This window comes from Streptomyces sp. NPDC015532 (genome assembly GCF_043078065.1).
In the GTDB taxonomy this organism is placed as follows: domain Bacteria; phylum Actinomycetota; class Actinomycetes; order Streptomycetales; family Streptomycetaceae; genus Streptomyces.
In genome coordinates, this window is the sequence record NZ_JBIBSY010000011.1 from 17,989 (window position 1) to 29,148 (window position 11,160).

13 protein-coding genes are annotated in these 11,160 nt (G+C 69.8%); 5 read left to right on the top strand and 8 right to left on the bottom strand.

Annotated elements, in window-relative coordinates; all coding sequences use genetic code 11:
• Window positions 1–130 precede the first annotated feature (130 nt).
• Window positions 131–502: a hypothetical protein gene (locus ACF07B_RS28270; protein ID WP_392181009.1), complete on the bottom strand. Its 372-nt coding sequence runs from the start codon at window positions 500–502 to the stop codon at window positions 131–133.
• Between the two features lie 55 nt (window positions 503–557).
• A complete protein-coding gene (locus tag ACF07B_RS28275) occupies window positions 558–1,334 on the bottom strand; it encodes a GntR family transcriptional regulator (RefSeq protein ID WP_392181010.1) in 777 nt (258 codons plus the stop codon).
• Window positions 1,335–1,485: 151 nt separating this feature from the next.
• Between ACF07B_RS28275 and lexA the strand changes: the two genes are divergently transcribed.
• The 3 genes from lexA to ACF07B_RS28290 all read left to right on the top strand — a co-directional run bounded on the left by lexA (window position 1,486) and on the right by ACF07B_RS28290 (window position 3,997).
• Window positions 1,486–2,187 carry a transcriptional repressor LexA gene (lexA, locus tag ACF07B_RS28280; RefSeq protein WP_392181011.1) on the top strand — a complete coding sequence of 234 codons (702 nt, stop codon included), beginning with the start codon at window positions 1,486–1,488 and terminating at the stop codon, window positions 2,185–2,187.
• Window positions 2,188–2,261: 74 nt separating this feature from the next.
• Window positions 2,262–2,582 carry a hypothetical protein gene (locus tag ACF07B_RS28285; protein WP_392181012.1) on the top strand — a complete coding sequence of 107 codons (321 nt, stop codon included), beginning with the start codon at window positions 2,262–2,264 and terminating at the stop codon, window positions 2,580–2,582.
• A 71-nt stretch (window positions 2,583–2,653) separates the two neighbouring features.
• Entirely contained in the window at window positions 2,654–3,997 is a 1,344-nt protein-coding gene (locus ACF07B_RS28290) for a hypothetical protein (protein ID WP_392181013.1), read from the top strand.
• Window positions 3,998–4,270: 273 nt separating this feature from the next.
• Here ACF07B_RS28290 and ACF07B_RS28295 read toward each other — a convergent pair whose 3' ends face one another.
• From ACF07B_RS28295 to ACF07B_RS28305, 3 genes are read right to left on the bottom strand one after another with little or no spacing between them, the layout of a single operon-like run.
• Window positions 4,271–5,149, bottom strand: a complete 879-nt coding sequence (locus ACF07B_RS28295) for a M48 family metalloprotease (protein WP_392181014.1) — start codon at window positions 5,147–5,149, stop codon at window positions 4,271–4,273.
• A gap of 57 nt (window positions 5,150–5,206) precedes the next feature.
• Window positions 5,207–7,075: an ATP-dependent helicase gene (locus tag ACF07B_RS28300; RefSeq protein WP_392181015.1), complete on the bottom strand. Its 1,869-nt coding sequence runs from the start codon at window positions 7,073–7,075 to the stop codon at window positions 5,207–5,209.
• Window positions 7,062–9,053 (bottom strand): ATP-dependent endonuclease, encoded by a 1,992-nt coding sequence (locus ACF07B_RS28305; protein ID WP_392181016.1) that lies wholly within the window; start codon window positions 9,051–9,053, stop codon window positions 7,062–7,064. Before ACF07B_RS28305 ends, ACF07B_RS28300 begins: the two co-directional genes overlap by 14 nt.
• A 192-nt stretch (window positions 9,054–9,245) precedes the next feature.
• Between ACF07B_RS28305 and ACF07B_RS28310 the strand changes: the two genes are divergently transcribed.
• Window positions 9,246–9,512, top strand: a complete 267-nt coding sequence (locus tag ACF07B_RS28310) for a hypothetical protein (RefSeq protein WP_392181017.1) — start codon at window positions 9,246–9,248, stop codon at window positions 9,510–9,512.
• Entirely contained in the window at window positions 9,509–9,874 is a 366-nt protein-coding gene (locus tag ACF07B_RS28315) for a hypothetical protein (RefSeq protein WP_392181018.1), read from the top strand. Before ACF07B_RS28310 ends, ACF07B_RS28315 begins: the two co-directional genes overlap by 4 nt.
• Before the next feature lie 93 nt (window positions 9,875–9,967).
• Here ACF07B_RS28315 and ACF07B_RS28320 read toward each other — a convergent pair whose 3' ends face one another.
• From ACF07B_RS28320 to ACF07B_RS28330, 3 genes are read right to left on the bottom strand one after another with little or no spacing between them, the layout of a single operon-like run.
• Window positions 9,968–10,558, bottom strand: coding sequence for a hypothetical protein (locus ACF07B_RS28320; protein ID WP_392181019.1), 591 nt, complete (start codon window positions 10,556–10,558; stop codon window positions 9,968–9,970).
• Window positions 10,559–10,614: 56 nt separating this feature from the next.
• Complete coding sequence (locus tag ACF07B_RS28325; RefSeq protein WP_392181020.1) at window positions 10,615–10,824, bottom strand: hypothetical protein; 210 nt, start codon at window positions 10,822–10,824, stop codon at window positions 10,615–10,617.
• Complete coding sequence (locus tag ACF07B_RS28330) at window positions 10,821–11,123, bottom strand: hypothetical protein (RefSeq protein WP_392181021.1); 303 nt, start codon at window positions 11,121–11,123, stop codon at window positions 10,821–10,823. The genes ACF07B_RS28325 and ACF07B_RS28330 overlap by 4 nt, the downstream gene beginning before the upstream one ends.
• Window positions 11,124–11,160 lie beyond the last annotated feature (37 nt).

The following is an 11,160-nucleotide window of genomic DNA, read 5'->3' on the forward strand; positions in this document are numbered from 1 at the left end:
TGCTTCTTCGCCTCCGCCTTGAACCAGTGGGCCGAGGTTCGCGTGAGGAGCAGCAGACCGATGCCGCGCGACGCGACTGTAGTTGTCGGGCCCGGCTCGGTGGGGGCGCCACGCCGGGGCGGGGCGCGGGTTACAGGGGGGACGCGGCTGGCTGGGGATCGTTGTGCTGGGCGAGTTGGCCGCGGGCGCCGGCTTCTTGTCGAAGTGCGGTCCTGAGGTGCCACAACGAGATAGCCGGCAGGAGGCCGCCGAGCCGGGCCACCGCCCTCAGTGCCTCAGCCGCCTGGGCCAGGAGCTCGGCGGCTGATCGCGCCTGCTCGGTACTCCGATCCCCGCTCAGGCGTTCTACGATCTCGTCCAGCAGCTGTGCCAGCTCACCCGCTCCTGGGTCCTCCGGCACCTCAGCTCCCCACCACTGGACGGCAGCCTCCAGGGCCATGAAGCAGTCGGTGCGGTCGAGCGGTGGCGTGGTTCCTACGTCCCCGTGCATCACGATCCCCATCGTTCTCCGTCAGGGGCCCCGTCGGGGCAGGAACCGAGAATCGGCTGCTCTCGGGTCAGACCCCGACGCGGGGTGGGAGGGGTTCCGAATGCGGTCGCACTGCGGTCGGCACGGGTATGCCGCGGCGCACGGCCTCGCGGGTGAGGGCGTCGAGCTGGGCACCAGCCGCGGTGTAAGCGTTGGCGGCGCGCGCGAGACGCCGCTCGGCGGCGGCCAGGTCTGCGGCGAGTTCTTCATCGGTTCGCGGCCGCCCGCGAAAGCCAGCTGGTGCTGAATGCTCCGCCTCACCAAGGTGCGGCTCGTGCTGCCGTGCGGAGCGGCGGATGAACACGCCCTTGCCCTTGACCGCGTAGACCAGACCCTCGCGTTTGAGCACGCGCACCGCGTTCTGTGCGGTCGAGTTGGCGATCCCGAAGCGGTCTTGGAGTTCCCGCGCGGAGGGAAGCCGCCCGCCCGGTTCGAAGCTGCCGGACTGAATCTCCACCCTGAGTAGGTCTGCCGTACGGACGTATGGGGGCCTGGGGTCGTGTTCCTCGTCGATTACGTCGTTGGGGAGGGGGGAGGACTCCGTCCGGGCCGCCAGCGGGAGGCCGGGGTGTGTGCTGCTGACGTAGCTGCCCCGACCGAGCACGGAGTAGACGATGCCTTCCTGCTTCAAGACCCGCAGCGCGTTTTGCACCGTCGAGCTGGAGACTCCGAAGCGCGCCTGAAGGACCCGCGCCGACGGCAGTCGGCTCCCGGGCGCGTACTCCCCCGTCTGGATCCCGGCGCGCAGCACCTCGGCCGCCTGGAGGTAGGGCGGCCTCGAGTCGTCTTCCAGCGGCAATGTCATGGGCGTAACCGTACGCAGCAGTGCTCTCCGCTCCGGGCTGTGGGCTGGCCCCCTGCGGCCGTCTGGCCAGGGAAAACAAGTCGAATACCTGTGCCATTTCCCGGAATCTCGGGTTACGGTTCGTACCTGTAAGAGCACGAAGGGGGACATCATGGAGGCCACAACGTCTCGGTACGTCGGGCGCCCGCCGGGCATCGTGACCCGGGAGGACGGGCTGACCGACCGGCAGCGCCGGATCGTCGACGCAATCCGGTCCAGCATCAGGGACCGCGGATACCCGCCGTCGATGCGGGAGCTGGGCCAGGCCGCCGGGCTCTCCAGCACCTCGTCCGTCGCGCATCAGATCGGCGCGCTGGTGAAGAAGGGCGTCCTGCGACAGGACCCGAAGCGTCCTCGCGCCTACGTCCCCACCACGACCGCCGGCCCCGAAGGCGACGTCGCCGTAGAAGCGGGCCCCGAAGACGCGGTGTCCGACTCCTCGGTGGTCCACACCCCCCTCGTCGGCCGCATCGCCGCCGGCGTTCCCATCACCGCCGACGAGCACGTCGAAGATGTGCTCGCGCTGCCGAGGCAACTCGTCGGCAGCGGACAGGTGTTCGCGCTCACGGTCAGCGGCGAGTCGATGATCAAGGCGCACATCATGGACGGCGACACCGTTGCCGTCAGGGTGCAGCCGGACGCCGAGAACGGCGAGATCGTCGCCGCCATGATCGACGGCGAGGCGACGGTCAAGCGACTCAAGCGGGAGGGCTCGACGGTGTGGCTCATGCCGGAGAACGACGCCTTCGAGCCCATCTGCGGCGACGCCGCGTCCATCCTCGGCAAGGTCGTGGCGGTCATGCGCAGCGTGTGAGCACGCCGGTCGGGAATTCAGCGGGCCGGAAGCGGTGACTGCTGTTGTTGATTCCTTTTGGGATAGGAAAACGCATGAGCGACGAAGCAACGCCGGACGTGACGTGGGAAGAGATCGCGCACAGCTGGCGGCTGGACGAACTCCTCGAAGGCCGCATGCGGCCCACCACGAGCGACGACGTGCTGACGCTGATGACGATCGGGGCGCTGCGCGACCGGCGGCCGCCGCTGAGTGAGGCCGCGCGGCGCAAGGCCCTCGACGTCATGATGTCGGCGGCTGACGGCCGCTCGGGGGCCGAAGAGGACCAGACGCCCCGGGATCCTGCCCGTATCGAGCAGACTCGGCAGGCCGCGCTGCGTGCCCTCGAAGAGGCCCAGCAGCAACGCGAGGAGTGACCAACCACAGGCGGCCAACGCAGGGCGCGGACAGGAGTGCCTTCGAACCGAGTGCCGTCGTTGACCAGGGCATGAGCGTGCGGAACCTCCTCGACGCGGCCTTCGCGCAGCCGGCCGCCCCGGCTACGCGTGACAGCGGCCTGACCTTCACCACCCTGACCTCGGGTGCCTGGAAGGAGTTCCTTCTCGGTCCCGGCGCTGGACCGGGCAGATCGGGATCCTGGGACGAGCAGTTGGCGGTGCTGTGGAAGCGGGTGGTCGCGGAGTGCGGAGCAGCACAGCGACTCGCGGACGAGCACGACATCGGCTGGGAGCTGGCTCCTCACGAGTCGAAGGCGGTCCTCGCGCTGTGTGGGCCGGACGACGTCGTCATCGACGTCGCCGCGGCCGCACTGGCGACCCAACGGGAGCAGTGGGAGCTTGAGCGGCGCTTCGCCCGGATCCATCGCCCCCTGCCCTCGGACGTGGCCGGCCTGGTGCCCGCGGACGTCGGCGCGCTGCGGTCCGGTCTGCTGGACGAGCAGGACTTCCGCGCCAGCACCTACGTCGTGCAGCAGGACCGAGCCGTGCGGTGGCTGCGCGCCCTGACCGGCACCGCGGCCTACCTGTCCGCCGCGCACATGGTTCCCGCCCCGCTCGCCCTGGACGTGGTCACCACCGCCCCCTTGGACGAACCGACCCGGGAAGCGCTGCGGCTGCCGGCCCCCTGGTCGCTCATCACGCACGACGCTGTCCCCCTGCGCGCGGCCCAGGCCGATGACGACGAGCTCGCCGCGCTCGTCGAGGCCGGCGTGTGCGTGGGACCGGAGCCGGTCATCCTCGGCGGCCTGCTCGCCTCCCAGCCCGATGGCCGACTCGACACGACGTCAGGGTTCCTGCTCATCTCCTCACTTGACGCGACGGGGAAGCGGTGCCAGGTGCTGCAGCCGACCGCGTACGGCGACCACGGCGGCGGCCGCGTGCTGTACGGGTACGCCGCGCAGTTGGCATTCGCCCGGTGGACGCCGCCGCCCGTTCTCCCCGAACCCGGGCCGCGCCCCACGTCGCGCAGCGCCCTGGGCAGGATCGCCGCGAGCATGGCCGGGCAGGCCGGCGCCTTCCACGCGGTCCGTGTCCTGGACTTCACCCCTCCGCCCGAGGGGCCGCCCGAGCAACGCACGGCGCCAGCCGGCTCGCGGGGGCCGCTCGTCGTCGGCACGTGGCGGCGGGCGCACTGGAAGCCCGGAGTGCGGATCGGGATCCGCGACACCGAGGGGCGGCTCGTCGGGCCGGTCTACAAGGACGGCGCCGTCGAGGGCCTCACGTTCACTCGTGAGCGCCGGTTCTTCCCCCGAGCGCGGGTCCGCCCCGACCTCCCCCTCGCGCCCACCACGCCGGTCTACCGGATCCCGAACCCCGGCTCTGCGAGCCGGTGACCTCCCGGTAAGCGGAGAGAGAGCCGGTCGCGGCAGACGGGCGCGAGAGCGAGTTACCGCGGCGGAGGTGCGGGGCCGCTGATCACGCCGGACCCGGCGGAGTACACCCCCGGACGCAGCGCACGGGGGGACGCGGCGTCCAGGGGGACTGCCCGCCAAAATACTGCGCTGACCCCCCGCTTATCGCACATATCGGGGAATCCCATCACGCGTCGGGGCGGTGCACCGGCTCGTGGCCGGTCTGGCCGGGACGCTGTGGACGGGGAAGTCGGATCAGCTGGCGGCCGGCGTGTGCAGTGGGTGCACGGCCTGCCCGTGTGCGTCAGGCAACGGGACATGTTCGGCGCACAGGATCCGCAGGCGCAGTGGCGGGTGCGTGCGCAGGCCCCTCACCGTCACCCAGATCCGGGGCAATACGGCGCGGGCGCGTTCACGTTCGAGGTCCTCGCGCCACATGTCGGCCACGGCGGTCCGGCCGCAGACACGGGCGGCCGCAAGGTCGCAGGCCAGTTCGCCCCACCAGAAGAACATGGTGTTCAGCGCCCAGGCGGCGGCTGCGGTCAGGGCGAGGGCGGGCAGGGACAGCAGGCCCGCGGCCAGGCCGACCACCGCGACGGCGGCGGACTCGGCGGCGATGCGCTTGCCGGTGTCGCGGCGCTGTAGGTGGGCGAGTTCGTGCTCCAGGACCGCGGGGAGGTGGTTGGTGTGCCGGGGGTGGAGCCACCGCATGCCGAGCCACACGTGGCCTCGGCGGCCGTGGCCGGTGGAGCGGGCGTCGGCCCAGCTGTCGGTCTCGCTGGAGGTGGCCAGGGTGATCTTCTTCAGTCCGCGCTCAGCGGTGGTGCGGCGTACGTGCTCGGTGGTCTGCCGCATCCTGGTGGCGATGTGGCGGTACGTGTCGCTGTCGGACGGGTCGGGCTTGCGGCCTGCGTGGACCTGCCAGGTCAACGCCTGGGCCGACGGCCCCATGGCGATCGCCGACTTCTGCCGGGCGCGGCCCTGCACCAACCACACTCCGCCGGCCGCCGCCGCCACACCGACGGCGATGCCGGCCGCCGGTCCGCGCAGCTGTGTCATGACGGCCTCGCTGATGATCGCCGTCGCCACCACCGCCTGCCCGGCGTGGCGTTGCAGCATCTCCCCCAGTGTCATGGTGATCACCGTAGTCGGAGGCCGGAGCGTCGGACTGGGCTGGGGACGGCCGCCTGGTCAGGTCTGTTCGTCGGGGAAGAGCCGCTGCGCCATCTCGATCACGAAGGCTGAGGGCCCAAAGGACATCCAGTATCCGTTCCTGGTCTCGTACCCGGGACCGACGATCATGGTCACGGTCGACTCGGCACGGGTGAGGGCGACGTAGAAGGTGCGCCTCTGCTCCGCGAGCTCCGTCTCCGTGGGTTTCCGCCACTGCCTCCCGCTCGGGACGTCACGCGGAATGAGGCCCTGGAGGAGGCCCGGCAGGATCACGGTGTCGAACTCTCGGCCCTTGGCTGCGTGGTAGGTGGCGAGCAGTACCTTCCCGATGACTTCCTCGCCGCGCGCGAGGTCCTGCAGCAGAAAGTCCTTGGACCTGCACAGGTCGGCCAGGCGGTCGAGGCTGCTCGTGTTGTCCTGGTCGGGGTGTCCTGCGGCTATCTCGTCGAGAGCCAAGCCTGCGCGCAGCTGCTCCAGCCAGGCGAGGGCAGGGGCTTCGGCTGGGTAGAGCTCCTCGGGGTCGAGGCACAGTTGCAGAGCCCTGGGAACGAAGAGCCGCGAGGGGGACGGGGCGAGCTGGGCCTCGCTACGCAGCGTGGTGAAGGCGCGGGCCAGGGAGGCAAGTGATGGTGCCTGGGTACGGCGCAGCATGTCGGCGCGATCGGCGCCGGATGCGGTGTGGATCTGGTAGTTGGTGACGGCGCGGCTGGCGCACCGCTGGACGAAGCGGGAAAGGCTGCCGGCGGGGAGCTTGTCGTCACCTTCGTGCCGGAAGTCCAGCTCGCGTCGGGTGAGCTCGCTGCGGACTTCGTCGAGCAGGCGACCGCGAGCGGGGTAGAGGATGGCGATCCGCTCGGGGCTGATGCCCTTGTTCTGCGCATGCTCGACCAGGTCGCAGGTCACTCGGGCATGGTCCGCGAGCCCTCCCTCGACCTGTTCGAGGTTGACGTCGCCTGGGGGTGCGCCTTCGCGGGCGAGGCGGCCTCGGGAAAGGCCGAGGGCGGCTTCGGCGGCGGTGATGATGTCCTGGCCGCTGCGGTAGTTGACCTCGAGTTCGAGATCGCGGAAGTCCGCTCGGCCTGCCAGTTCGGTCAGGTACTTGGCGTCGGCTCCGGTAAATCCGTAGACGGACTGGTCGGTGTCCCCGACGGCGAAGACGGTGATGCCGGCCAGGTCGCGCAGGGCGAGGACGAGTTCGTGGAGGACTCCGCCGAGGTCCTGGTACTCGTCGATGACGAGGTGGGGGAAGCGGGAGCGCAGCAGGTCGCGGACATGTGCGTGTTCCCTGACGAGGTGCACGGCCCGGGTGACCATGGCCTCGAAGTCGATCTCGCCTCGGAGGATGAGCTGTTCCTCGTAGAGGCGTGCTGCCTGGACTTCCCGCGGGTCGAAGCTGTCCAGGTCCTCGTTGCAGGCCAGGGCCCGGCGGATCCGGGTGCTCTGGGGCATGCGGTGCTGGGCGAGGATCTCGCCGATGCCGGCCTGGTCGAAGCAGCGTTGCAGGAGCGCTTCGGTGGCCGCCTTGTTGAGGACCTGGCCTGCTTGAGGTGCCGACTGTCCGGTCAGGTATGCGAAGGCGCGGAGGATCTCGTTCAGGCAGAAGGCGTGCACGGTGGAGCAGGTGATCCGCCCTTCGGCGCGTACGCCGCTGCGCAGGACGCGGCGGCGGATCTCCTCGGCCGCCGCGTTGGTGTAGGTGATGCAGGCCACGCCGCGGAAGGCCGAGATCTGCGTCTGGAGCACGTAGGCGATCCGGGCGACGAGGGTGCGCGTCTTCCCGCTTCCGGGCCCGGCCCGCAGTACGACGTTGCCGTCGTGGAGAACGGCGGCCCGCTGCCTGGGGTGCAGACTGTCGAGTTCTGCGAGCAGGGTGTCACTGACCTGCATCGCTGCCCTGCCCGTTGACCTGTGGCGCCGTGTGGCCGGTGAGCAGCGAGGTCCCGCGGGCCGCGCGGCTGATGCGTTCCATGGCCAGGAAGAGGTAGGAAGCCGTGCCCAGGCGGCGCAGGGCGTGCTCGTCCAGGGGGACAAGGTCGTCGGTGATGTTGGCTTCGGACCGGATCCGGGCGTCCAGGTCGACCTGGGCGATGTGCGCGGCGAGGCGCTGGGCGAAGCGGCCCTTGCCGAGGTCGCCGATGCGCTTGAGCATCTTCTTCCGCAGCTCGGGGTCGATCGTCGTGTTCAGCTCGTTGGCGACCCCGCGGCTCACGTCGTCGATCGCGGTGGCGTTGCCGTTCAGCTCCTTGAATGCCTGGATGATCTCATCGCCGAACATGGAGCACAGGTCGGTCTCCAGGGTCTGGGCGCCGACGTAGACGCCGTGGTCCTGGAGTTCTGAGGCGAGGGGATCGCGGGTCGTTTGGTAGCCGGCCGCGCCGGTCTCCGGCAGGCGGGCAATCTCGTCCCGGAGCGCCTTGCCGCGGGCGTCCTCGGGGTGGAGGTTCGCGCCTCTTTTGAGGCCGGCTTCCCGTCGGCCGCGCTTGTCGCGCGCGGCGTCTCCGTCGGTGATGACTACGTGGGGGGTGTCGAGGCCCTTCGGACCGAGGAGCGCCCGGTAGGGCTTGAAGTCGGTGCCGTGGACGCTGGCCACCACGGTGCCGTAGGCGTCGAGGTCGAAGCCGGCGGCTTCGGCCAGGGCGGGGAGGATGTACAGCTCGGCCAGTCCTTCGACCAGTACGACGGCGGAGGCGAAGAGGACCTCGGCGCGGCTGACGTCGAGGTAGCGCTCCAGGTCCGCGGCCTGCTCGCTGCTGACGGGGAGGGCGGACGTTGTGGCACCGGTAGTGCCGTTCTCCGTTGCGCGCAGCACGATGAAGGAGCGGACCGGGGCGACGGCGGCGATGTGCGGACTGTGGGTGGTGAGGACGAGCGACGGTCCGCTGCGCAGCAGGTACCCGAAGAGGTGCCGCTGGAGGGTGACGTGGAGGTGGGCTTCGGGCTCCTCTACGGCGACGAGGGTGGCGATGAATTCCTCGTCGTCTCGCTGCTGGCTGAGGGCTTCGAGCAGCAGGCCGAGGTAGATGACGTTGGCGCTGCCCAGGCTGGTGTCGGAGATGCTCCTGCGGCGTGCCGTGTCGAAGAACAGGCGTACGGCGCGGATCAGTTCGTCCGGCTTGGAGGAGGCGAACCCCAGGGTGGGCTGGACCGCCAGACGCGGCCCGAACATTGCTCCCAGCCGGTCCGTCAGATGCCCCTCCAGCTTGGCGACGTTGGCGTCCTTGGTGAGCTGGTCGACTGCCGTGGCCATGGCCGAGGCGGTGGCTTCCAGGTTCACCGGGTCAAGGGGGAGTCGTTCGAGGAGATCCCTCATCGGGCTGCGCCGCCAGTTGTGCAGGTCTGCCTCGGCGTCTCGCAGGGCCGGCAGGACGCGCAGGGCAACTTCGCGGCGGATGGCGCGCACGTCGTTGGTCTCGCGGTCGCCGGCGAAGACGATGACGTCGTAGTCCTTCGCGGTCAGCGGCCGGCCGGTCGGCTGCACCCGGGAACCATCGGCCGTTGCCACCTCCGTCCGCGGGGCGAAGCGGTAGGTCAGCCGGGCTACGTAGGGGTCGAAGTCCACCGCGGCGCTGGACAGAATGCTCTTGGCGTCGGCGTCGTCGTCGAAGCCTCGTAGCTCGACCACGATGGTCACCTCGGCTCCGCCAGCCAGGCCGGTGGGGTGGCCTTCCCAGATGTCTTCCTCGCGCAGCATGCGCCGTGCGTCGGAGATGGACGGGTCGAGGACCAGGCGGATCGCTTCCAGCAGGTTCGACTTGCCGACGCCGTTCTCGCCGACGATCACGGCGTGGGCGGGGAAGTCGTCGATGACGAGGTGCCGGAAGTTGCGGAAGTTGCGTATCTCGATCCGCGAAATGTGCAGGCCCATTCGTCCCCTTGGCGATCTGGTGCGATGTGGTGATTCATCATTCCAGGGCGACCATGCCGGGGGGCGGTTTTCCCAGCGTCCGGTGGTCGACCAGGTCGCCCGATAGACGATCTTCCCTCGCGGGTGGGTAGCGAGAACCTGCGGGGCTCGGCTGCTAGCCGACGGTATCGGTTGCTAGCTATGGTGGTGGGTATGTCAAAGCAGCAGACGAATATCCGACTGGACGACGCCGTCAAGGCGGCAGCCGAGGACCGGGCGAAGCGGCGCGGTCTGACCTTGCAGGGGTACGTGGCTGACTTGATCGAGGCCGATGTGAATCAGGCGCGTGCCGCCTTCATGGCTGGCTCCGCGACGTTCCTGGCCCAGTACGCGGACGCGTTCGAGGAGGAGGTCGGTGAGGACCGGTATCCCGGACTTACGGAGGGGCTGGCCGAGCGCGCGCCGAGGGACGCCGCGTGAATCTCCGTGTCGATCTCGCCTGGATCTTGGCAGTGGCGCAGCAGATCCCGGGGGACCCCCAGGTCGTCGACTACGGCGTGCCCGTAGCAGCCGAAGCACGTCATCGCGCGGAGGTCCTGGACCGAGAGGTCTATCCTGAGCCCCATCACAAAGCCGCCGCGCTGCTGTGTGAACTGGCGAGGAACCCCAGCCTTGAGGTGCGCAACCTCTTGTTCGCGGCCACGGTGACGGCGGCCTACCTGTCGGCATGCGGCCTCCCGGTCAGCCCTGGGCTGGACACCGTGGTTCCCTTGGCCCGCGCCGCCCGGGACGGGCTCCCGGTGCGTGAGGTCGCCGCTCAGATCAAGACCTGGACGAGCTGATCGGGCATGGCCGTGGGCGAGCGTCGCCCGGCCATCAACACGCGTTTGGTCATGGACCGGAGTTCCTGCGATCGACGTATCGCGCAAGATCGGTCACGCGCCAGGGGGCGCCGCGTCAGTCTGTGGTCTGCCGACGAAGTTCGTGACCAGCGCGCGGATCCGGGAGCGGAGCTCGGACCACTCCTCGGTGGATCGGTGCTCCGCCTCCATCTGTTCAAGCACCTTTTCGAAGGACAGCAAAGCCACACGGCCGCGGCGACGGCCCAAGGCGGTCCGGGCCTCCTGCAAAGGGAGCTGCCTGGCATCCGCGCCCTCGGCTCGGCGGTGCAGCGCGGTGATCCGGGTCAGCACGTTGAGGTTGCCCAGGATTCGGACGAGCTCTTGATCCGCCCATCGGCCGAGCACGGCTTGTCTGCCCTTCCAGACCGCGAATCCGACGCCAGTGATCCACGTCGGCAGCATCACGATGCGGAAGGCCGGGGTCTCGGCCTGGGGGATCAACCCGCTGGCCAGGAGAATTCCATACGGCCCCTGCGCCAGGGCGATGACCATGCACCACTGCAGCAGACCCCTCGGATACCAACGTAGGCGGCCGTCAGCGAGGGTCACCATCGCACCGACCACCGCCAGACCGACCAGGAGCAGCCAGGCGGCCTCCGCACTCACAGCTGTCATGTCACGCACATGCGGACTGTAATGCCCGGCACCGACAGCCTGGCCACGAGCGGCCGGGCAGGAGTTCAGGCTTCCGGGACGTCGTCGTGCTCGGGGCGCTCTGCATCGGGGGCGAGATGGTCCACCAGCACGAGCAGCATCTGCACGGCGAGGGCGCCGAGGAGGATGGCGACCCATCCCATGGTCCATGGCGTGCTGCGGGTGTCGCGCACGGTGGGCGTGAGCACCACCATGACGGCGATCACGCCGCACGGAAGGACCCACTGCCGCCTCATGGCCGGCTGCCCGGCACGGCGTCGTCGGGCTGGTGCCCGCCCTCGGTGTCGTTGTCTGGGTGGTGCGGATGGCTTCGCCATGGAGCGGCCATGGTCATGAGCTCCTGGAGAAGGTGCTCGGCTGTGTCGGGGTCCTGGGCGTGCACGGCCTCGGCGTAGGACTTCTCCAGATCGTGGGCGGCTGTCCAGTCGTCCTCGTACGCCTGGCGCCCCTCGGGGTACCGCTCGCGGCGCCGGTCGTCGAGCCGGTCCACGACGAACTGGTAGGCGCGTACGCCGGTCTGCAGGTCCAAAAGCATGCGGCGGATCTTTCCTTTCGGAGTGGGGTGACCTGGT

Bases quoted from the DNA above. Each gene is read 5' to 3' on its own strand.
- ACF07B_RS28270 (WP_392181009.1), bottom strand. From the start codon at position 502: ATGGGGATCGTGATGCACGGGGACGTAGGAACCACGCCACCGCTCGAC.
- ACF07B_RS28275 (WP_392181010.1), bottom strand. From the start codon at position 1,334: ATGACATTGCCGCTGGAAGACGACTCGAGGCCGCCCTACCTCCAGGCG.
- lexA (WP_392181011.1), top strand. From the start codon at position 1,486: ATGGAGGCCACAACGTCTCGGTACGTCGGGCGCCCGCCGGGCATCGTG.
- ACF07B_RS28285 (WP_392181012.1), top strand. From the start codon at position 2,262: ATGAGCGACGAAGCAACGCCGGACGTGACGTGGGAAGAGATCGCGCAC.
- ACF07B_RS28290 (WP_392181013.1), top strand. From the start codon at position 2,654: ATGAGCGTGCGGAACCTCCTCGACGCGGCCTTCGCGCAGCCGGCCGCC.
- ACF07B_RS28295 (WP_392181014.1), bottom strand. From the start codon at position 5,149: ATGACACTGGGGGAGATGCTGCAACGCCACGCCGGGCAGGCGGTGGTG.
- ACF07B_RS28300 (WP_392181015.1), bottom strand. From the start codon at position 7,075: ATGCAGGTCAGTGACACCCTGCTCGCAGAACTCGACAGTCTGCACCCC.
- ACF07B_RS28305 (WP_392181016.1), bottom strand. From the start codon at position 9,053: ATGGGCCTGCACATTTCGCGGATCGAGATACGCAACTTCCGCAACTTC.
- ACF07B_RS28310 (WP_392181017.1), top strand. From the start codon at position 9,246: ATGTCAAAGCAGCAGACGAATATCCGACTGGACGACGCCGTCAAGGCG.
- ACF07B_RS28325 (WP_392181020.1), bottom strand. From the start codon at position 10,824: ATGAGGCGGCAGTGGGTCCTTCCGTGCGGCGTGATCGCCGTCATGGTG.
- ACF07B_RS28330 (WP_392181021.1), bottom strand. From the start codon at position 11,123: ATGCTTTTGGACCTGCAGACCGGCGTACGCGCCTACCAGTTCGTCGTG.